The sequence below is a fragment of the Alkalihalobacillus trypoxylicola genome, assembly GCF_001590785.1.
GTDB lineage: Bacteria > Bacillota > Bacilli > Bacillales > Bacillaceae_D > Alkalihalobacillus > Alkalihalobacillus trypoxylicola.
Genome location: NZ_LTAO01000001.1, coordinates 145,645 through 167,371, shown reverse-complemented (window position 1 = coordinate 167,371; position 21,727 = coordinate 145,645). Strand labels below are relative to the sequence as shown.

The 21,727-nt window shown below is 36.3% G+C and carries 16 protein-coding genes; 14 read left to right on the top strand and 2 right to left on the bottom strand.

Features of this window, described 5'->3' with window-relative positions:
• The first annotated feature begins 291 nt into the window (after window positions 1–291).
• The 6 genes from AZF04_RS00710 to AZF04_RS20485 all read left to right on the top strand — a co-directional run bounded on the left by AZF04_RS00710 (window position 292) and on the right by AZF04_RS20485 (window position 9,340).
• A complete protein-coding gene (locus tag AZF04_RS00710) occupies window positions 292–795 on the top strand; it encodes an acyl-CoA thioesterase (RefSeq protein WP_045488515.1) in 504 nt (167 codons plus the stop codon).
• A 292-nt stretch (window positions 796–1,087) separates the two neighbouring features.
• Complete coding sequence (gene acnA, locus AZF04_RS00705; protein WP_061947140.1) at window positions 1,088–3,802, top strand: aconitate hydratase AcnA; 2,715 nt, start codon at window positions 1,088–1,090, stop codon at window positions 3,800–3,802.
• Window positions 3,803–3,920: 118 nt separating this feature from the next.
• Window positions 3,921–4,367 (top strand): MarR family winged helix-turn-helix transcriptional regulator, encoded by a 447-nt coding sequence (locus AZF04_RS00700; RefSeq protein ID WP_061947139.1) that lies wholly within the window; start codon window positions 3,921–3,923, stop codon window positions 4,365–4,367.
• A 142-nt stretch (window positions 4,368–4,509) separates the two neighbouring features.
• Complete coding sequence (locus AZF04_RS00695) at window positions 4,510–7,824, top strand: efflux RND transporter permease subunit (protein ID WP_061947138.1); 3,315 nt, start codon at window positions 4,510–4,512, stop codon at window positions 7,822–7,824.
• Between the two features lie 616 nt (window positions 7,825–8,440).
• Window positions 8,441–9,160, top strand: a complete 720-nt coding sequence (locus AZF04_RS00690; protein ID WP_061947137.1) for a DUF421 domain-containing protein — start codon at window positions 8,441–8,443, stop codon at window positions 9,158–9,160.
• A 51-nt stretch (window positions 9,161–9,211) separates the two neighbouring features.
• A complete protein-coding gene (locus tag AZF04_RS20485; RefSeq protein ID WP_081766758.1) occupies window positions 9,212–9,340 on the top strand; it encodes an FbpB family small basic protein in 129 nt (42 codons plus the stop codon).
• Between the two features lie 266 nt (window positions 9,341–9,606).
• On the opposite strand, the gene AZF04_RS00685 is transcribed toward AZF04_RS20485, so the two are convergent.
• Window positions 9,607–12,585 carry a 5'-nucleotidase C-terminal domain-containing protein gene (locus AZF04_RS00685; RefSeq protein WP_061947136.1) on the bottom strand — a complete coding sequence of 993 codons (2,979 nt, stop codon included), beginning with the start codon at window positions 12,583–12,585 and terminating at the stop codon, window positions 9,607–9,609.
• A 432-nt stretch (window positions 12,586–13,017) separates the two neighbouring features.
• On the opposite strand from AZF04_RS00685, the gene AZF04_RS00680 reads away from it, so the two are divergent.
• The 6 genes from AZF04_RS00680 to AZF04_RS00655 all read left to right on the top strand — a co-directional run bounded on the left by AZF04_RS00680 (window position 13,018) and on the right by AZF04_RS00655 (window position 18,981).
• A complete protein-coding gene (locus tag AZF04_RS00680) occupies window positions 13,018–13,470 on the top strand; it encodes a VanZ family protein (RefSeq protein ID WP_061947135.1) in 453 nt (150 codons plus the stop codon).
• 526 nt (window positions 13,471–13,996) lie between these two features.
• A complete protein-coding gene (locus tag AZF04_RS00675; RefSeq protein WP_061947134.1) occupies window positions 13,997–16,330 on the top strand; it encodes an AAA family ATPase in 2,334 nt (777 codons plus the stop codon).
• Between the two features lie 19 nt (window positions 16,331–16,349).
• Window positions 16,350–16,775 carry an acyl-CoA thioesterase gene (locus AZF04_RS00670; protein WP_061947133.1) on the top strand — a complete coding sequence of 142 codons (426 nt, stop codon included), beginning with the start codon at window positions 16,350–16,352 and terminating at the stop codon, window positions 16,773–16,775.
• Window positions 16,776–16,875: 100 nt separating this feature from the next.
• A complete protein-coding gene (locus tag AZF04_RS00665; RefSeq protein ID WP_064504010.1) occupies window positions 16,876–17,250 on the top strand; it encodes a hypothetical protein in 375 nt (124 codons plus the stop codon).
• Entirely contained in the window at window positions 17,201–18,028 is an 828-nt protein-coding gene (gene nadE, locus AZF04_RS00660) for an ammonia-dependent NAD(+) synthetase (protein ID WP_061947132.1), read from the top strand. The genes AZF04_RS00665 and nadE overlap by 50 nt, the downstream gene beginning before the upstream one ends.
• An 83-nt stretch (window positions 18,029–18,111) precedes the next feature.
• Window positions 18,112–18,981: a PHP domain-containing protein gene (locus AZF04_RS00655; RefSeq protein WP_061947131.1), complete on the top strand. Its 870-nt coding sequence runs from the start codon at window positions 18,112–18,114 to the stop codon at window positions 18,979–18,981.
• On the opposite strand, the gene AZF04_RS00650 is transcribed toward AZF04_RS00655, so the two are convergent.
• On the bottom strand, window positions 18,982–19,647 hold the full coding sequence (locus AZF04_RS00650) for a reverse transcriptase-like protein (RefSeq protein ID WP_061947130.1): 666 nt from the start codon (window positions 19,645–19,647) through the stop codon (window positions 18,982–18,984).
• Window positions 19,648–19,815: 168 nt separating this feature from the next.
• Between AZF04_RS00650 and metA the strand changes: the two genes are divergently transcribed.
• Window positions 19,816–20,727, top strand: coding sequence for a homoserine O-acetyltransferase MetA (metA, locus tag AZF04_RS00645; protein WP_061947129.1), 912 nt, complete (start codon window positions 19,816–19,818; stop codon window positions 20,725–20,727).
• A 117-nt stretch (window positions 20,728–20,844) separates the two neighbouring features.
• Window positions 20,845–21,705, top strand: coding sequence for an alpha/beta fold hydrolase (locus AZF04_RS00640; protein WP_235599895.1), 861 nt, complete (start codon window positions 20,845–20,847; stop codon window positions 21,703–21,705).
• Window positions 21,706–21,727 lie beyond the last annotated feature (22 nt).

The window sequence follows — 21,727 nt, the reverse complement described above, 5'->3', positions numbered from 1 at the left end:
AAGTGAATGAAATCGAACTTTTATTATAAAATATGTCTTGAATGGTTGTTCATTAACTTGTCGATTGTAACGGTAGGTAGTGACTCCCAAAGGATGAGCGTAGTTTGAAGATCCACTCTGACGACGCTCTGCCTAGTCAGAGTTAGCTGAAGACAAGCCCTTGGGAAAGCATCTACCTAAAGTGAAAATCAAAAACCTAACTGTTCGGATTTCATTATAAGATATGAATGATGCACAGTCATTCAAAAAACTATATAATAAGTATGAATTTAATAATAAAGGGGCTTTATAATGGGAAGTAAAAAAGTAAGTGAGTCTAGAACGATTTTTACAGATTTAGTTTTACCACCGGATACGAATTATCATGGGACGATGTTTGGCGGAAATGTGATGGCTTATGCAGATAAAGTAGCAAGCATATCAGCTATGAGGCATGCAAGAGCAAGAGTCGTGACAGCATCAAGTGATAGCTTGGACTTTATCGCACCTATTCATACCGGAGAAGCGATTTGTTTAGAAGCATTCGTTAGTTATACAAAAACCACTTCAATGGAAATCTATGTAAAGGTCGAGGCTGAGAATTTATTAACGGGGCAAAGACGATTAACAGCTAGTGCTTATCTTACATTCGTCGCATTAGATGAAAAAGGAAAACCTACACCGGTTCCGAAAATTATTCCTGAAACAGAAGAAGAAAGATGGCAATATCAAGGAGCAGAAGAGAGGTTCAAAAATAGAGAAAAAAGACGACAGGAGAGAAAAGCGAGAGAACACCTTAGTCAAGATGATTCATAATAGAATCATAAAATGTGTCAAGCAAAAGAGCATGCTGTTGCTTAGAATGAGGTTTCCAAGAGCTACCTTTTTCATTCCTAAAAGAATAAGAAAATAAGTAATTCTTTGATTAAATTCTTATAAAAATATAAAAAATGATTTATTCTTTTCATAACTTTTGCTATTCTATATAAGGGATGTCGCTTTTTGTATAATAAAGCGCTTTCTTACATAAGTAACCTTTTAAAACAGGTTAGATTTTAGACAATTTTGTATGTTTACGGTATGATTGAATATGGAGGAGGGAATACATATGTCAAAAAATTTAGATGTTTTTAAGTCACAAAAAGCGTTTAACGTCGGTGACAAATCTTTCAAGTATTATTCCTTAGACGCTCTTGAGCAAGCGGGAATCGGTGAAATTTCTAAATTACCTTATTCTATTAAGGTGTTATTAGAATCTGTGCTTCGCCAATATGATGATTATTTTATTAAAAAAGAACACGTTGAAAATCTAGCAAAATGGGGAACTCCAGAGCAAAATGAGGATATCTCGGTACCATTTAAGCCATCTCGAGTTATTTTACAAGATTTTACGGGTGTTCCAACAGTAGTGGATTTAGCAGCACTTCGTAAGGCTATGGCTGACATGGGTGGCGATCCAAGCCAAATTAACCCAGAAATCCCTGTTGATTTAGTTATTGACCACTCTGTTCAAGTCGATAAAGCTGGAACAAGTGACTCATTACTTTATAATATGAACTTAGAATTCAAACGTAACGCAGAGCGTTATGAATTTTTAAGCTGGGCAAAAAAAGCATTCGATAATTATCGTGCTGTACCACCGGCAACTGGAATTGTTCACCAAGTAAACTTAGAGTATTTAGCGAATGTCGTTCATGCTATCGAGAAGGATGGAGAAACGGTTGCTTTTCCTGATACTTTAGTAGGGACAGACTCTCATACTACCATGATCAATGGTATTGGTGTTCTTGGATGGGGTGTTGGAGGAATTGAAGCAGAGGCCGGCATGTTAGGGCAGCCTTCTTATTTCCCAGTTCCAGAAGTAATCGGAGTGAAACTAACTGGAGAGCTACCTAGTGGAACAACAGCTACAGATGTAGCGCTAAAAGTAACACAAGTACTTCGTGAGAAAAAGGTAGTTGGTAAATTTGTTGAATTCTTTGGTCCAGGACTTGAATTTATGCCTCTTGCTGACCGTGCGACCATATCTAACATGGCTCCTGAGTATGGTGCTACCTGTGGATTTTTCCCTGTAGATAGCGAGTCTTTAAACTATCTTCGCTTAACAGGTCGTTCTGAAGAACAAATTTCATTAGTAGAACAATATAGCAAAGAAAATGGGTTATTCTATGTCCCAGGACAAACTCCAGATCCTACTTATACAGATGTAGTAGAAATTGAATTGTCTGAAATTGAAGCCAATCTTTCTGGTCCAAAACGTCCACAGGATTTAGTGCCATTATCTGATATGCAAACTTCTTTCCGTGATGCGATTGTAGCTCCTCAAGGAACTCAAGGGCTCGGTTTGTCTGAGGAAGAGTTTAATAAAGAAGTTTCTGTAGATTTTGCAGATGGCCGTAAAACAACGATGAAAACAGGTTCTATTGCGATTGCTGCTATTACAAGCTGTACGAATACATCTAACCCATATGTACTTATTGGGGCAGGCCTCGTAGCGAAAAAAGCGGTAGAATTTGGATTAGAGGTTCCTGAGTATGTGAAAACATCTTTAGCGCCAGGTTCTAAAGTCGTTACTGGTTATTTAACAGATTCTGGTCTTCTACCTTATATGGAGAAGCTTGGTTATAATATCGTTGGGTATGGCTGTACGACCTGTATCGGGAATTCTGGTCCTCTAGAAGATGAAATTGAAAAAGCAGTAGCTGACAATGACTTAACGGTTACTTCTGTTCTTTCAGGAAATCGAAACTTTGAAGGTCGTATTCATCCATTAGTGAAGGCTAACTATTTAGCATCTCCACCATTAGTTGTGGCTTATTCTTTAGCTGGGACGGTTGATATCGACTTGAAAAACGATCCAATCGGAAAAAGTAAAGATGGTAAAGATATTTATTTCAGTGACATTTGGCCAACAGCCGAAGAGATTCGAAAAGTTGTATTAGAAACGGTCACGCCTGAACTATTCCGTCGTGAATATGAAGATGTGTTCTCAAGCAACGAGCGCTGGAATGAAATTAACACAACGGATGATTCTTTATATAAATGGGATGACCAATCGACTTATATTGCGAATCCTCCTTTCTTTGAAGGTTTATCTAAAGAGCCTGAAAGCATTAAGCCACTCAAGGACTTACGTGTAGTCGGTAAATTTGGTGATACAGTAACGACTGATCATATCTCACCAGCAGGTGCAATTGGAAAAGATACACCAGCAGGTAAGTATTTACTAGACAAAGGCGTTGAGCAACGTGACTTTAATTCATATGGTTCGCGTCGTGGTCATCACGAAGTGATGATGCGTGGAACTTTTGCGAACATCCGAATTCGTAACCAAATTGCACCTGGTACAGAAGGTGGCTATACAACGTATTGGCCAACAGGTGAGGTTATGTCGATTTATGATGCAGCGATGAAATATAAAGAAACGAATACTGGTTTAGTTGTATTAGCTGGTAAAGACTATGGAATGGGAAGCTCTCGTGACTGGGCAGCTAAAGGAACCAACCTATTAGGAATTAAAACCGTTATTGCAGAAAGCTACGAAAGAATTCACCGTAGTAACCTTGTATTGATGGGAGTACTTCCTCTTCAGTTTAAAGATGGTGAAAGTGCGGAAAGCTTAGGTTTAACAGGTAAAGAAGCAATTGAAGTTCATTTACCTGAAGATGTAAAACCACGTCAATATGTAACTGTAATAGCTACAAATGAAGCTGGTAACAAAACCGAGTTTGAAGCATTAGTTCGTTTTGATAGTGAAGTCGATGTAGATTACTATAAGCATGGTGGTATCTTACAAATGGTACTTCGTCAAAAGTTATCATAATAATGAAAGGGAAAAGGCCAGTTTTTGATAGCTGGTCTTTTTCATTTGCAATTTTTTTTAGACTTTGATTAACTAAATAAAACGTTTCTTGAAAAAAATGCTAGTGAGGTGAGTGCGAATGGATGAGTATAGAGAGGTTTTGTTAAAAATCGAGGCAGCCGTTCATCATATAACGAAAAATTTAACACCTGAAATTGAGCAATTAAGTCAGCTAAATTTATCAAGAACACAAGAAGCCATTTTATTATTATTTCTAAGAAATCCAAATATTACATTAAGAGAGTTAGCTGATTTTCTAGATATTAGTAAAAGTGCTGTTACACAAATTGTAAATAAATTAGAGGATAAGGATTTACTCATGCGAACGATCAATTTGGAAAATCGAAGAGAAGTGCGATTATCCTTAGGTCAAAAAGGGGAAATCGTCAAAAAGGAACTGCAGCAGTTTGAAAGAAAAGTAGTCAATGAGTACATTAAGAAGATTCCGATTGAGGATTTAAAGCATTCTCTACATACACTTGAACAATTCGAGGAAATTATTCGAGAAACAAAAAATCAATCTTAGAGTATGTGAAATCATGTAAAAGCATTGAAGTATGAATCGGATTAATTGACAGTCTCGTAGTAGCATAATAGCATGAATTTAATTAAGTAAATAAACTATTAAGCTTTTAAACTATTTTCAAGAAATGAGGTAGGAGTGTAGAATGACCAATTTTTCCATTAAAAGACCAAAATTCACCATTGTTGCAATGGTATTTCTATTAATATTTGGTTTTGTTTCTCTCAGTAATTTACCACTTCAGTTATTTCCAAGTATTAATCCACCAATTGCAGCTGTTGCAACTAGTTACGATGGTGCTAGTCCAGAGGAGGTGCTAGAACGGGTTACTGAACCTTTAGAAAGTCGATTAGCAACCACCTCTGGATTAAAAAGAATTACTTCACAAACGTCTGAAGGTTCGGCCTTAATTTTATTAGAGTTTGATTGGTCGACAACGATTGATGATGTTGAGTTAGATATTATTAATACGATTCGACAAATTCCCTTACCAGATGGGGCCAACGAACCAAGTTTTTTAAAATTTGATCCATCTATGCTTCCTATGTTGCAAATTGCCGTAACTTCTAATGATTCTATTGTAGATTTTCAAGATGCGGTATTTGATTTACAAGATGAAATTTTAAAAATACCTGGTGTTGCAAGTGTAAACGAATCAGGTTCCCTAATAGAAGAGGTCCATGTAGACTTAAATCAAGATGATTTAGTAGATGCGGGCTTAACACAGGATGATGTCATCTCGGTTATTCAAGCACATAATATTTCGATGCCAGGTGGAACGGTAGTCGAGGATGATTTGAGCTTCACAACTAGATATATTAGTGAATTAACCTCTGTGGAAGATATAGAAAATTTAATCCTAACGGTCGATCCGCAAACAGGAGAAGACATTTCATTAAATGAAGTTGCTTCCGTTCAAATTGCCTTAGAGGACCAAAATATTATAACAAGAGCCAATCAAGAAGAAGCAATTCAATTAACCATTATGAAAGAATCTGAAGCGAATACGGTGGCTGTTTCAGATGTAGTCAATGAAAGAATAAGCGAATTGATGGATGAAAGCCAATACGAAGATTTAAGCATTATTACGCTGTATGATGAAGGAGAATTTATAAATTTATCGATTAATAGCGTGTCAAGTGCGCTCATTTTTGGTGGAATACTCGCCATGCTCGTTCTATTTTTCTTTTTAAGAAATATGAAAACTCCTTTGATTATTGGGATTGCAATCCCATTTTCTGTCATAACGACCTTTGCTTTTATGTATTTTACGAACATTGGTTTAAATTTAATGAGTTTAGGTGGACTAGCTCTAGGAATAGGAATGCTCATCGATAATGCGATCGTTGTTATTGAAAATATTTATCGACATTTATCCATGAAAAAAGATCCAAAAACAGCCGCATTAGAGGGAACGAAAGAGGTCGCTTCTGCGATTACTGCCTCTACCTTGACTACGATCTCTGTCTTTTTACCTATCGTATTCATAAGCGGCTTAATAGGAAGTTTGTTTGCGGAATTTGCTTTAACCGTATCCTTTAGTTTATTAGCCTCATTATTAGTAGCAGTGACCGTTATTCCAATGCTTGCAAGTCGATGGTTAAAGACACCAAAGGAAAATTTAGAAGAAAAAAGAAACGAATCCAACACAATGAAAATGCTGGAATCAATGGCAAAATGGGTTTTAAATCACAGAATCACTGTCATTTTCATTACATTAGTAACCTTAGTGATCGGGATTTTCGGATTAACAACAGTGGGATTTGAATTTTTACCAGATGGAGACCAAGGCTCTTTCACGATTGATATTGAGATGGAATCTGGAACGTCACTGTCTCGAACACAAGAAGCGGCCGAAGCCGTTGAAGATATTCTAGATGATTATAATAATGAAATTTCTAGCTATATGACAACCGTAGGTTCAAGTGCTCAAGATATGGCAGGTGGAGGGACGAGTAATATTGCTCAAATCTCCGTTTCAATGGTTCCTGTCGAAAATCGTTCCATTAGTACAAGTCAATTTATTGAATCAATTGAAAGAGATATTAGACGTGCAGATGATGATGCTGAAATTTCTATTCTCACCATGACGGCAATGGGAGGAGAAGCGAATACGGTTGTCTTTACAATCAGTGACTCTAATTCTAACCGTCTATACGAAACTGCCGATGAATTACAAGCTGAAATAGAAGAATCAAATTCTATCCGTTCAGTGGATACGAGTATAGAGGATACCATTCCAGAGGTTGCCATTGAAATTGACCCAGACGCGGCAAGAGAGAATGGACTTGCTCCTGCACAAATTGCTCAACAATTAAATTCACTAACTCGTGGTCAAACGGCTTCGACTCTTCAGACAGAGGACTTTGATATTTATGATATTATTGTTCAATTAGAGCCGGATTTTATTGAAAACATATCAGCTTTAGAGAACTTGCAAATACAAAATGGGGCAAATGAATTTATAGCACTAGGTGAGGTTGCCGAAGTTGTAGATGGTGAGAGTACTGCTACTATAAACCGTTGGGAGCAAGAGGAAGCGGTAGAATTTGTGGTTCATTATTCAGTCGATACGCCTCAGAGTACGATTACAGAAATCATTGCAGATGCAGTAGATGAAGTGAATTTTGATGATGGAACAAGCTTTCAATACGGTGGAGATCAAGAATTGCTTGAGGATTCAGCTACTAGCATGATTTTAGCCTTAATTTTAGGAACTATATTTATTTATTTAGTAATGGCCGCTCAATTTGAGTCATTCAAAGCTCCATTTATTATCATGTTTACGGTTCCTCTAGTCGTGATTGGAGCGGCGCTTATATTAACCATTACACAAACACCAATCAGTGTGGTTGTATTTATTGGACTGATGGTATTAATCGGAATTGTCACTAATAATGCAATTGTCCTAGTAGATTATGTGAATCAATTAAAAACAAAAGGAATGGCGACATATGAAGCGTTAGTTAAAGGAATTAAGGACCGTACAAGACCAATCGTCTTAACCTCGGTTACCACTATACTAGGAATGATTCCTTTAGCGCTCGGTATTGGAGAAGGAGCTGATATTCAGCAACCGATGGCACTTGTGGTGATTGGTGGATTAATAAGTAGTACATTCCTATCATTATTTTTAATTCCGGTCATTTATAGTTATCTCGACAAAGAAACAAGAAGGAAGAGAAGGCATTATGTAACCGTAGAAGGAGAATATGTAGAAGTAACGGAACGTGAGCAATTGCCAACCTATGAAGATTTAGAAGCTTCATTTGTTGAAGAAGAAAAATCTGAAGAGAAAGCTAAAAACAATCAAGCAGAAACAGCAGATAAAGCAGAAGAAAAAACCGAAGAAAATTCGGAGCAACAACATGAAAAAGAACCAAAAGAAGGTAATGAAATTAGTAAAGAAGAGATTATTCAGTTACTAGAACGAATTGTTGATTCTAATAAAAAGAAATAACAGGAAATATGAGTGGTTTTGCTTTAAATGAGTAAACCTAGGAAACGCCTTTGAGATTTTATTCTCGAGGGCGTTTTGCTATTAAAAAGAAAAAATGCTTTCGAATAAAGAAATATTATAATACAACTGAGTGAATTTCATAATTGCTTTATAAACGAATAAAACCGAACGTTTCTTATAAAATATGTTTTAAACGTTTTTAATTTACTTCTTGATTGAAACGGTAGGTAGTGTCTCCCAGCGCAGTCTGAAGATCCACTCTGACGAAGCTCTGCGTAGTCAGAGTTAGCTGAAGACAAGCCCTTGGGAAAGCATCTACCTAAAGTGAAAATCAAAAAACAAATCGTTAGTTTTTCATTATAAGATATGTATTATGAAATTGATTCAACTTCCAAAATTTAAAAAACAACTAAGTTATTTTAATAAAATGGCATTTACTAACTCATAATAAGGTAGATGGGAGTGTGAAGTTACATTGAATAAAAATAAGGAACCAAAAAAAAGTGATAAAATTTTCGCAAAAAGCAAAGGGTCTTATGCTGAACAAGAAGTGGCCAAAATGAGTAACGATTTTTCAAGAAAAAAATCCAAGTATAAGAGCTAGGAGTTATATGATATGTTAGACTTTTGGACAGGTAATCAATCATTGCCTATATATGGATTTTTCATTAGAGCAGTTATTATCTATCTTTATATTTTTACGATTGTAAAAATACTCGGTCAACGCTCAATGGGTTCGATCGATCCTTTAGATTTTATTTTTGGTGTCGTGATTGGAGATATTCTAGGTGAACCCTTAACGGATGGAGAACTACCGTTAACAGGACCATTTGCTGCAGCGGCAACAATAGGCTGTATCCATTTATCTTTATCGTTTATCGCCTTAAAAACACCAAGATTTAGAAGAGTTATTGAAAATGAACCATTGATTATTATGAAGCATGGAATGATCTTACATGAACAATTAAAAAAATCTAAAGTAACTTTAGAGTCTCTGTTGATGGGATTAAGATTAAACAATGTTAGTGATTTAACAGAGGTTGATTACGCGATTATTGAAATGAATGGACAAATTAGTGTGATTAAAAAAGATCAATATAACCCTGTAACGTTAAACGACTTGAAACAAGAGAAAGCATCCTCGGGTTACCCAAAAATTCTCATTGAGGATGGAATGCTGGTTATGAGGAACATAGAAAAAATCACGACAGTCGAACATGTTAAGGAGATTCTCCATAAAAAAGGGTATACGTATCGAGATATTTTTATGATGAGTATGAACGAAGCGGGTCAAGTTTACATAAGTCCAAAAAAATCAGCTACGAATCATGTATAATAATAGAGAAAATGTACCAAACTTGTATAAAAAAAGCGAGGTGCATAGTGCATGAGAAAAATTAGAACGTTATCATTTGCAGAATTAGTAAAAGAAAATAAGGAAGAAATTATGAATGATCAGGAAAAAATGGAGCAACTAGAGAAACGTTTTGAAGAACGTCATCAATTTAGTAAATAAAAATAAAAAACCTTTGATTAACAACAAGAGAAACCCGAAAAGCGTAGCATTAATTTTTCGGGTTTTTTGATTTAGTTTTCATGAATTTATTTTTAGAATCGTAATGATATTTAATAATGGAGAACATAGATGGACGATGAAACTTTCAACAGAAAAAGTTACTAGCTTTTGCGTTTGACCCTTTAATACTCCACTTTAGAAGAAATGTTGAAATCACCACCAAAAAAAGCGAAATAGAGTGCACTCTATTTCACTTTTTCTTTAGCTTATTCTTTTATTTCCTTCCAAACGTCCCAAGTGCCAGAGTTATTTTTAGGATTTTGGTTTTGAGTCCACCATTTGGCTTCATACATTTTGCCATCAAGTGTGACAGTGTCTCCAGCAGTATAAATGGCTTGACTATCCCATTCCTGTGGTCCTTCCGGCTCTGTTTCATTTACCTTTTGCCAAACCTCCCAAGTGCCAGAGTGGTCAATAGGATTCTGACCTTGAGTCCACCATTTGGCTTCATATACTTGACCGTCGACAATTACTTGGTCACCTGTATTATAGATAGTTGTCTCCTTCCAATCTTGTGGACCGTCAGGAATTTCATAACAATCAGCTACTTTTTGCCAAACTTGCCAGTTACCAGAGTTGTTATTAGGATTTTGGTTTTGAGTCCACCATTGTGCCTCATAGAAGTTACCTTCATGTTCAATTTTGTCACCAGCTACATATATTGTATGAGCATCCCAAGCTTCAAATTCGCAACTAGGTGCTTCAGGTTGTTCTGGAACTTCTGGTTCTTCAGGAACCTCAGGCTCTTCTTCCACTTCTTCAAATGTAAAGGTAGTAGGGGCTCTCATTCCTGGAGTAGAGAAATAAGCCTCGAGTGACCCTGTTACCGTAATTAATTTTCCTAAATTTTCAGGATTTGAAGGTAGATTCAGTCCGTTACGAACAGCCGTTCCATTCACGAGTTGAACGGGTAGCATTTTGGAGCGATCAGTCTCATTTGGTGAGTCTGCTAGTAATAGATTTGATGGTGCATGTGTACCTTCGCCGATAACAGGTGAAGAGTTGACAATAGAACCGACAATATATCCTTTTACTTTAGCAGTGCCACTGTTGTTTGCGATTGCTTCAGCTACAGTTCGTAAACCGGTTGGATCTTCTTCAGATCCTTCACCATTAATAGTAATACGATTTCCTTCTTCGTAATTAATAGCCGTTTCTTGGGCTGTAATATAATCAACCACTGAAGTCCAGACTGGTCCTAAATTCGCTTCGATTGTATTTGAATTTAAATTATAAAAATTAGTACCATGCATGTAGTCATTGTATGCAACGGTATAAATTTTATCTAAGTCAAAAGTATCTCCGTTTGCTAAGCTGATCTCAACATCTATGATGGCACCATTTTCATTTGTAATTAAGTTATAAGTGAGCCCAGAAACTTGAATATCAACACCACGACGGTATTTAGCTTGTTCTAGTATTACATCCTTAATTTTGCTACCGGTTGCTTCTACCGATACAATGACGTTACCGAAACTATCTAGAGATTCGATTTGTTGATCGGTAATCGGACCAGGAAGAATTTCACCTGTAACGGATGAGCCATTTAATAGTCCGATATCTGTCCCTGCCTTAGCACGAATAGCGTCTGTGTATAGGTTTCCGATTCCTACATCGTTTCTATTTTTATTGGCAGAATATAATCCTGATTCCGTTGAACCGATGATTTCACCTGGTAGTGGAGCGGTTGGATCGACTGATAGTCTAATTCTGCCTTCTCTTGAATAATCAAGAGTTTTTCCTTCAGCTGTAAGCTTTAATACATAGTTTTTCATGGCTTCCGTCATTAATCCAACTGTTTCAGAAAGGACGGTTCCTTCAAAATGATAGCCTGAACCACCAGTACCAATATAATTGGCAACGGCCACCGTATACGTATCATCTAAGTTAATCGGTTCATTGTTCATCGTTAATAACACATCTTGAAAGCTTCCTGTAGGTCCCGTTATCACATTATAATGCAATCCAGATACTTGTAAATCAATTTCATTACGGTTATCACGAGAATAAGAGTAGGCAAGCACATCTTTAATCGCTTGGCCGGTCATTTCAAAAACCATCACTTCATTAGCGAAAGGTTCAATTTGATAAATATCTCCTAATGTTACTTCGCCAGCATCTATACTCGCGCGGATTCCACCGTTGTTCGTAAAGGCAATATCACTGTTAGCTATATCACGCATCGCATCTGTCCAGAAGTTACCAAGAGGAGCATCACCATTAAAACGCCCGTCTCTAGTTAATCCGTTTGAAGAAGTTCCGATTACTTCACCAAGAAGGTCTTCCATATCAGCGTTGTATCCGTCAATCACAGCCTGTACCTCTTCATCGATATCAGTTAAAGAGGATACCGATAATAGGCTTCCTGTCGTATTAACGATTGCATCAGTAGCTGGATCGTATGTTAAGGTTACTTTTCCTACATTGTTCAAGTTAGATCCTGTTTGAACAATGGGGGTTCCATTAACAACATTAGGTGCATTTAGAGTCGTATGTGAATGACCACCGATAATGAGGTCAAAATAATCGACTTCCTCAGCTAGTTGCTTGTCATAGTCGAAACCAATGTGAGTAAGTGCAACGATTACATCTGCTTGTGTCTCTAATTCTTCTTGATAGGATTTAGCTACTTCAGCATAGTTCCCATCAAATTCCATTCCTACCGTATTAGCAGGAGCTGTAGCTGGGGGAGCTTGAGTAAGTGAGAAGATAGCTACCGATAAGCCATCGAAATCGAAAATTTCATATGGTTTAGGCTGCTCTATATTTGTCGTCCCTACATCCATGTTAGCGGCCAACCATGGGAATTCAGATAGAGCCATATTTTCTGAGAAGGCTTCTTGCCCAAAATCAAATTCATGATTACCGAGTGTAAATGCATCTACGCCAGCTAGATTAAAAACTTCATAGATAGGTTTTCCTTTATTTAAATCTACGACTGGATTTCCACTAACTGCATCACCAGCATCAAGATAAAGGAAATAATTCGATAACTCACGTTGTTCTTTGACATATGCAGAAACCTTTGCATATTGATCAAAAGTTGCGTGAATATCATTCGTATGTAGAATGGTTAAATCAAGTTCTTCATTTGCTTCGGCTTGGTTAAAGAAAGAAAGGAAAAAAAATAGCACAACAAAAATCGAAAGAACTTTTGGCGTTCGCCAAGTAAGAACGTTATTCATAGATTACCTCCATGTTTTTATAATAGTAGACAAGGTAAGATTCACCCGTCTCTATCATAATGGTAACAAAAAAAATCGCGATTTCTACTAAAATTCTATAAAAAACATGTAAAGATTTCTAACTGCCTACATGGTACACCAATGATTAACCTTCATTGGTAAAGGACTAGAAACGGCAAGAGGCTCAAACGTTTTATAAAAGCTAGATTAGTAGAGCGCCTATCCTTTTTGTAAAGAAGGACGATTACATGTAAACGTATTTACAATACTTTTAACACAATGGTAATGACGGGCTTTGTTTTTAGATGAATCATAGTTTTCATTCAAAAATAAAATTCATTGTAAGAGTTCATGAACCGACGAACAAATGTGTTTTAAAAATAATAAGACAGGCATAGGATAGTAAATAACTTTTAATCTAGGAATGATGATATGAATAAATCTAAATTGATTCCCTTTATACTATTTTCAACTTATCTAATGGTATTAATTTATATTACTCTTTTAGCATGGAATTATGGAGCATCGTTAGGGGATGGAGGTCCTGGGGGAAGGAATTATAATGTCATTCCTTTTAGAAGTATTTACCGAATTAGTTGGTATAGTCCTACCATATTCGACCCTTTAAAAATAGTCGTCGGAAATATTTTATTATTTATCCCTTTTGGCTTTTTACTTCCTTTCTTAATTAAAATTCGTCTTGTGAAAATCACGATACTAGGGTTCTTAACTTCTTTTTGCATTGAACTATTTCAATTTTCATTTATGTATCGAGTAGCAGATGTGGATGATTTAATTTTAAATACGTTAGGGGTCAGTCTTGGATTTTTTTTGTATCAACTTTTTGTTAAACTTAAACAAAGAATAATTTATATAGACGTATAAAACGGCTTTTTTTAATTGCCTTATCAGACCGTAGACAAATGAGGGTGGGACAATACTCATGAATGAAAAATGCCACACGTGTTAGGTAGTCCGGTTGACCGCTCTCTCAAGACACTAAACGTCCGGTGGAGTTACGTCGAACTAAAAGAGGATTTCGACATGGTCATTACTTCCCACTGAAGTCTTCATGCCTTGTGTTCGCTATGGAATACATACACTTCATACAAACGACTACTGCAACCTTGTCCTGCTTAGGGGGAGGTTGCTTTTTTTGTTAATAATGATAATCCCCAATGTGATGGGGAGCAGCCGGTTAGTTCAACGCTCTCCTGTGGAAAGCGAGCCCCCATATCGGTAGCTGAGTCGCAGAGCCGCATCCTAACTGCTAGTGAAAAAACGGTTGACTTGTTTCCATTTTATGAGACTTTGTCGACAGGCTGCGGCTGCTTTTAATAGCGTCTTTTTTTGTACTTTCTATCATGGTTAGTGATAAAATAGCTTTTACATAGAAAGGTGTTGTTCTTATATGAAAAATAAGCAATGGACAATCGACCAAATAGAAGATTGGATTAAGGATACTGATAACCATTCTAACCAGCTTTCAGAGTCTCAAGCATTTTTGCTTATTAAGCAGTTAGAACAAGAAAAACAGCCTTCTGAAAAAAATAAGGAGCTTCGTTCTCTTATTTATACAAAATTGGTTGAAAAAAGATGGAGTGAATCACATCGATTAGATACTTTATCAAAAAGTTGGATGGAGCAAGCGATTCAGCTTGATGGTCAAAATATTGAAATCAAAAAATATCAATTGGAAAAAATACTAGAAGCATGTTTGGAGTTTGACGACTTTCCGGAACAGCTTCCGGTTATAAGAGAAACCGACCATAGCTCGACAAAAAAAGAAAGAGCTGAGCAATATTATCACCTTGCTGAGCAATTTTTCCAAAACCTCGAGAAATTAGAAGTAGTGTATCGAGATTTACAGAACCATTTTAATGTCATTGAACACGACTCGCGTACTGAGGAAATGAAGAAGCTTGTAGAATTGTATAAGCAATTTGAGGAGCCATTTTTATTAATTTCGAAAGCTACCAGGGAATATGCCAAATCGATATCTGGAATTTATTACTCTGCAGAGCAATTGAAACAAATAAAAGAAGCGACAAATCAAATTGAACAGCTTTCTCAAGAGTGGAAAGAACGACTACTACAGCTTACCGATCAGACGGAGAATACCTCTGCACTCGAACAATTAAATGATATGATAGGTCTCGCTCCGATAAAAAAACGAATTCATAAGCTCTATCAGTATTTACAATATCAGAAAAAACGGACAGAACTAGGCTTTAGAACCCGTGATGCAATGAGCTTACATATGATTTTTATAGGGAATCCCGGAACTGGTAAAACCAGTTTAGCAAGACTAATGGCTAAAATCTATTATGAGTTAGGATTATTAGAGCATGAAACGGTGCTAGAAGTTGATAGGTCTCAGTTAGTAGGGGCCTATGTTGGTCAAACGGAAGAACAAACAATGCGTGCGATTGAAAAAGCAAATGGTGGGGTTCTTTTCATTGACGAAGCCTACAGTTTAAAACGTACTGGCGCTGATAATAATGATTTTGGGCAAACGGTGATCGATACATTAGTTTCGGCTATGACAAATGAGAAATTAGCGAATACCTTTGCGGTTATTTTAGCGGGATATCCAGAGGAGATGAATTTATTTTTACGCTCAAATCCAGGTCTTCGCTCTAGATTTCCAGAGCAGAACCTTTTATTACTTGAAGATTACTCCATGAGTGAATTATTAAAGATAGGAGAGAGTGTGGCAAAAGAAAATGATTTTATCCTTACAGAGGCCGGTTTAACTGCTTTAAAGGAAAGAATCGAAAGGGCCCAAGTAGATGATTCTTTTGGAAATGCTCGCACAGTCAAAAATATTGTCTTAGATGCTATTTTTGAAAAGGGTTCAAGCCAGCAAAGTGAGGAGCTAGGAACGTCAGCTTACATCCTTTTAGATGAAGAGGATTTTCTTCCTAAAAAGACAGAAAATGAAGATAAGGAAGCATTGGTCGAGCTTCAATCCTTAATCGGTTTAGAAAATGTGAAAAAGGAAATAAAAAAAATGACTGCATACATACAGGTTCAGCAACTGAGACGACAGCATCATATGAAAACTAATCCGATTACGGTACATACTATTTTTACCGGTGCTTCAGGAACAGGAAAAACAACGGTTGCCTCTTTGTATGCGAAAGCCTTAAAGGAAATTGGACTGCTAAAAAGAGGTCATTTAGTCGTAGCGAGTCGAGCAGACTTAGTGGCAGGGTACACCGGTCAAACTGCACGAAAAACAAAAGAAAAAATAAAAGATGCTCTTGGTGGTGTCTTATTTATTGATGAGGCTTACTCTCTTTATTCGGAAGGTAGAGGAGATTTTGGTAAAGAAGCAATGGCAACCCTTTTACAAGAGATGAGCATTCATCAAGAAAATATTGTCGTAATCCTTGCTGGCTATGAAGAAGAAATGCAGCAGCTTCTTTCCAGTAACCCAGGGATACGCTCAAGGTTTTCGAAAGAAATTGATTTTCCGTCTTATAATCGGTCAGAACTGCTCGCTATCATAGAAAAGCAAATAAATGATTTAGGATATAAATTGTCGGAAAAGGCTTCCAGTCTATTAGTAAAACTTATTCCGGAAACGGGACATTCAGGTAATGGAAGATTTGCTACGAATTTAGTCCAAAAAATTATTCAAGCTCAAGCTGAGCGATTAGTAGAAGAGTCTGAAATGAGTAAAGAAGATTTAATGATGGTTAAAGAAGAAGATTTACAGGCAGTAAGTGAAGCCGTTTAATTTAGGAGGAATGGATAGGATGAAAATCGTTACAACCAATATAGATGTGCGATATGCAGAAACAGACCAAATGGGTATTGTACATCATTCTAATTATGTAGTCTGGTTTGAGGTAGGTCGAACCGAATTTATTAAAGATTTAGGATACCATTATGCTGAAATGGAGAAGGATGGTATTCTCTCTCCTGTTGTTGATATTAACATTTCTTATAAAAAACCTACTCTATATGGAGAAACAGTAACACTTAAAACGTGGGTCGATGCCTATGACGGGTTACGAATTACTTATGGATATGAAATAGTGAATGAGCAAAAGGAGCTTTGTGTAACAGGACGTTCTGTCCATGTTTGTGTCAAAAAAGAAGGTTTCCGACCTATTTCTATAAGAAAATATTTACCAAAATGGCATGATCTGTATGAAGAAATCAAAAATAAGAATTCTTGATTGGGGAAAATCGTTGATTGCAGCCTCGTTAAGGATTTTATGCTATCATAAATGAGAGAGTAGAGTATATATTTTTTGATTTTTGGAGGGTGCTTATTATATGGCCTTTGGCATAACAAAAGAACAATTATCAGAATGGAAACACAATGTTAACAAAGGAGAAATTTCCTTTTTAACTCATTATTGGTATGATGAACGATTTCCAGGATGTAAGACTGTAACAAAAGTTGGCTGTATAAATGTCGAACAGTTAATGGAGTGGGGAAAACAATATGAGCTTCACCCAAACTGGATAGATAAAAGAGGTCACTTTCCACATTTTGATTTATTAGGAGAGAAGCAATATCAAGTATTGCAAGCGGAAAATAAGCTGGAGCAACTGGAAAGACTAAATCTGAAAAAAAGTAGTGGAGGTTATAATCTTTATGTTAGTAAATCAAGAGAAAATCATGGCGGATTTACATTCGAAAGCTAAAATTAACGCAGAGGAAGAAATAAAGGCTAGAGTACAATTTTTGAAAGATTATGTCGTTAAAAGCGGTACTAATGGATTTGTTCTTGGGATTTCAGGTGGACAAGATTCGACACTTGCTGGGAAGCTGACTCAAATGGCCGTAGATGAATTAAATGAAGAACAAAAAGAGAAGACCTACCAGTTCTTTGCGATGAGATTGCCATATGGGGAACAGCTAGATGAAGAAGACGCTCAGGCTGCCCTGAACTTTATCAAGCCTTCTAATCAGCTCACTATTAATATTAAGCCTGCTGTACAAGCATCAATTGCCTCATTTACTAAGGCTACTAACGAACAAATGTCATTATTTGTTCAAGGAAATACAAAAGCAAGAGAAAGAATGAAAGCACAATATGATGTGGGAGCTCATTATGGATGCTTGGTTGTAGGAACCGATCATGCAGCCGAAGCGGTTACTGGCTTTTTTACTAAATACGGCGATGGTGCATGTGATATTGCTCCATTATTTGGATTAACAAAACGACAAGGTAAAGAATTGCTCATTCATTTAAATGCACCAGAAAAATTATATTTAAAGGCTCCTACAGCGGATTTAGAAGATGACAAACCAGGAATACCTGATGAAGTAGCATTAGGAATCACCTATGACCAATTAGATGATTATTTAGAGGGAAAAGATGTGGATAAAACCATCGCTACCCAAATTGAAAGGCGCTATAAAATGACAGAACACAAAAGAAATCAGCCCGTCGTTTTATCTGATTCATGGTGGAAATAACGAAAGATAGAGGTGCACTTTAACGTTTTTACGTGCTGATTCTATCAGAGGTTACATTTCTTTCATAAAAAGGAGACCTACTCATGAGCAGAGAAAATGATCAAAGCGATCTTCATATGCATTCAACCGCTTCTGATGGAGGCTACAGCCCTACAGAGTTAATGAAAAAATGTCATGCAGTCGGTTTAAAATATGTATCCTTAACTGATCATGATACGGTTAATGGATTTTTAGAAGCAAAGATGACGGCAGATAAACTAGGCATGCATGTGATACCAGGTATTGAATTTTCTACAAAGTTCGAGAAAACAAGTGTTCATATTTTAGGCTACGGTCTCGATGTCACTTATACGCCCTTGATTGAATTACTAAATAAACAGCAGCAGGAGAGAAGAAAAAGATTAGACCATATCTTGAATAAACTTGCTCAGGTGAACATTACTTTATCGGCAAATTCTGTTCTAAAGCATGTTGATGGAGGAAGTATAGGAAGACCTCATATTGCTAAAGCAATGGTAGAAAATAAAGTGGTTAATAGTGTGGCAGAAGCTTTTGATTTGTATCTTGCTGAAGGAAAACCAGCTTATGTTGAAAAAGAGAAGGAGATGTCCATTCAGGAAGCTATTGATTGGATTCACCTCTGTAAAGGTGTCGCTATAGTGGCTCATCCTGGTCATTATTCTCACCTTGATCAACATCTCTTATATTGGTGTCAGGAATATCATTTAGATGGCTTAGAAATTTTTCATCGTGACCATTCACCCGAAGAACGAAGTAAATATCAAAAAATACATCTAGAATTAGAAAAGAAATTGAATAAAAAACTTTTAGTGACTGGTGGTTCTGATTTTCATCATGAGGATTATGGTCGAACATTAGAGCCTTTGGGCAAAACAAGAATCGATAATCGATATGCAGAAGCATTAATGGAGGCAATAAAAAACAAGCGATAGTTATCGCTTGTTTTTTGGAAGCTTAGCATCAATTTCTTCGTTTTTTAAAGCCTGTGCAGCCAATTTGTCTGCCTCTTTATTTTTTTCTCGTGGAATCCATTGGTAATCAATCGATAATCCGAGCTTATTTTGCTTTTCTTTAATTCGATTATACCATCTTAAATAATGTTCTTCATATACGGGCCATTCATCGGTCATTTGGTGTATGACAACCATTGAATCTGATTGGACCGTTATGAGCTGATGTTTTATTTCTAATTCTTCACACTTCGCTAATAAAGCATACAAAGCACTATATTCACTTTCGTTGTTATCGGTTAAAAGCTCTTGCTTTTGATTCGCACGAACGCGCCATTCCTGTCCGTTTTGTTGAAAGTATAACACATAGCCTAGGCCGCTTTTTTTAGATTCTTTGTCAAAACTAGCATCAAAGTAGGAGGTCACATTATGAGGGAGCTCAAATAGTTCCTCTTTTAATTTAGATAAATCTTTGTTACTCCATACGACTCCACGCCGGTCGTACCAATTCATGTCTTTCGCTCTACCTGTTTTTTCTAAATCGTTTTTTAATGAAATGCTTTCATCTATGGTGAGCCATTCACTTTCCATCTTAAAGGATTGGTGATGTTTAAGAGGCTTATAATTCCATTCAAGTCTTAATTCCATTGTTTTCCTCCTTTTTAGAAATTAGCTTAGACAAATGTTGACTTATTGTCAAATGTCGGCTAAAATGACGTTTTGAACAGAGAAATTTCAGAATTATTTGTCAGGTGTATCGACATGGAAGCACTTTAGCATAATAGATAGACATATACATATAAGGAGTTGGAGAAAATGCCGATTAAAGTTCCAGATAATTTACCAGCCAAAGACATTTTAAATAGTGAGAACATATTTGTAATGGATGAAAGTCGCGCATATTCTCAAGATATTCGACCATTAAAAATTGTCATTTTAAATTTAATGCCTATTAAAGAAACAACGGAAACACAAATTTTAAGACTTCTAGGTAATACACCTTTACAGCTTGACGTATCTTTTATTCATCCAGATACTCACCGTTCAAAGAACACATCTTTTGAACACTTAACCTCGTTTTATAAAACTATAGATGAGGTAAAATCACAAAATTTCGATGGAATGATTATTACGGGAGCACCCGTTGAAAAGTTAAAATTTGAAGAAGTTGATTATTGGAAAGAGCTTCAGATGATTATGGATTGGAGTAAGAAAAATGTGACTTCAACCCTTCACATATGCTGGGGAGCACTAGCAGGGCTTTACCATCATTTTGGGATTGAAAAAAATCCTGTCGATAAGAAGGTATTTGGTGTATTCAATCATTATGTAACAGAAAATAATGTGAACCTAATCAGAGGGTTTGATGATGAATTTTTAGCCCCTCATTCTCGATATATGGATGTAAAGGCTGAAGATATCCTTGCTCATGAGCAATTGCAGCTATTAAGTGTTTCGGATGAAGCTGGAGTATATTTGTGTGCATCTAAAGATGGCAGACAGGTTTTTGTTACAGGACACTCTGAGTATGATGCCTGTACGCTAGAGGAAGAGTATCATCGTGATATCCAAAAAGGGCTATCTGTAGAAATACCTAGTAATTATTTTCCAAATAATAATCAAAATGATAAACCAAGATTAAGGTGGAGAGCTCATTCCAACTTGTTATTTTCTAATTGGTTAAATTATTATGTTTATCAGGAAACACCATATGATTTCACTATTTAAATGGCAAGTATGAGGGTCAATTAAAGAATAGTAAGTAAATATTGTGAATCATAAATGAAAAGCGAATGTTTGGGTCACCCTAATCAAAAAACGATTTGATGAATGGGAGTGATCCATGTGAAGGCTACTGTTGATAAATCAACTGTGTTTTTGTTGAATTCAGATGTGTACTATGAATATTATAAGCATCCCAACAAAGAAAATAGACCTGTTATTATTATGATTCACGGTTTTCTTTCTTCTAGCTATTGTTTTAGAAAAATGGTTTCACTCCTACAAAAAGATTTTAATTGCTTATTAATCGATTTGCCGGGGTTTGGTAGAAGTGGGAAAAATCGAGATTTTCACTACTCTTTCGAAAATTACGCGAAATTGGTTTTAACGTTAGCCAAGCTTCTACATATTAATCAGGCGATATTGTTAGGGCATTCGATGGGTGGGCAGGTTGCCCTTTATATGGCTAGCCAATCACCTCAGTTTGTTCATTCACTTATTTTATTAAATAGCTCAGCTTATTTAAAAAAGGTAAAAAAGGCTTATTATTATGCAACCTATTTTCCTTTTGCTCCTCAGATTATGCGCTGGTGGATGGCTAAAAAGAATTATCGTGAGACGATAGAACAAGTGGTCTTTAATCGAAAAATGATTAGCAACCAGATTGTGGAAGAATATAGTAGGCCATTTTTGGATAAAGAATTTTATCATTCATTACTTTACCTGATGAGAGATCGCGAAGGAGACTTAACTAAAGAACAATTAAAAACCATTCAACATCCAGCTTTAATTTTGTGGGGAGAAAATGATCAAATTATTCCTCTTCATATTGGAAGGAAGCTCTCGGTGGATTTACCTCATAATCAATTTTATAGCTTTAAGAAAACCGGACATCTTTTACCTGAGGAGCGACCAAAAGAAATCGTAAAGCATATTCATCGGTTTTTTAATGATATTATTTCGAAGGAATCAACTCTTAAGTAGGTTGATTTCTTTTTGTGTACAG

Excerpts from the sequence above, each read along its gene's own strand:
- AZF04_RS00710 (WP_045488515.1), top strand. The coding sequence starts at position 292 with ATGGGAAGTAAAAAAGTAAGTGAGTCTAGAACGATTTTTACAGATTTA.
- acnA (WP_061947140.1), top strand. The coding sequence starts at position 1,088 with ATGTCAAAAAATTTAGATGTTTTTAAGTCACAAAAAGCGTTTAACGTC.
- AZF04_RS00700 (WP_061947139.1), top strand. The coding sequence starts at position 3,921 with ATGGATGAGTATAGAGAGGTTTTGTTAAAAATCGAGGCAGCCGTTCAT.
- AZF04_RS00695 (WP_061947138.1), top strand. The coding sequence starts at position 4,510 with ATGACCAATTTTTCCATTAAAAGACCAAAATTCACCATTGTTGCAATG.
- AZF04_RS00690 (WP_061947137.1), top strand. The coding sequence starts at position 8,441 with ATGTTAGACTTTTGGACAGGTAATCAATCATTGCCTATATATGGATTT.
- AZF04_RS20485 (WP_081766758.1), top strand. The coding sequence starts at position 9,212 with ATGAGAAAAATTAGAACGTTATCATTTGCAGAATTAGTAAAAGAAAAT.
- AZF04_RS00685 (WP_061947136.1), bottom strand. The coding sequence starts at position 12,585 with ATGAATAACGTTCTTACTTGGCGAACGCCAAAAGTTCTTTCGATTTTT.
- AZF04_RS00680 (WP_061947135.1), top strand. The coding sequence starts at position 13,018 with ATGAATAAATCTAAATTGATTCCCTTTATACTATTTTCAACTTATCTA.
- AZF04_RS00675 (WP_061947134.1), top strand. The coding sequence starts at position 13,997 with ATGAAAAATAAGCAATGGACAATCGACCAAATAGAAGATTGGATTAAG.
- AZF04_RS00670 (WP_061947133.1), top strand. The coding sequence starts at position 16,350 with ATGAAAATCGTTACAACCAATATAGATGTGCGATATGCAGAAACAGAC.
- AZF04_RS00665 (WP_064504010.1), top strand. The coding sequence starts at position 16,876 with ATGGCCTTTGGCATAACAAAAGAACAATTATCAGAATGGAAACACAAT.
- nadE (WP_061947132.1), top strand. The coding sequence starts at position 17,201 with ATGTTAGTAAATCAAGAGAAAATCATGGCGGATTTACATTCGAAAGCT.
- AZF04_RS00655 (WP_061947131.1), top strand. The coding sequence starts at position 18,112 with ATGAGCAGAGAAAATGATCAAAGCGATCTTCATATGCATTCAACCGCT.
- AZF04_RS00650 (WP_061947130.1), bottom strand. The coding sequence starts at position 19,647 with ATGGAATTAAGACTTGAATGGAATTATAAGCCTCTTAAACATCACCAA.
- metA (WP_061947129.1), top strand. The coding sequence starts at position 19,816 with ATGCCGATTAAAGTTCCAGATAATTTACCAGCCAAAGACATTTTAAAT.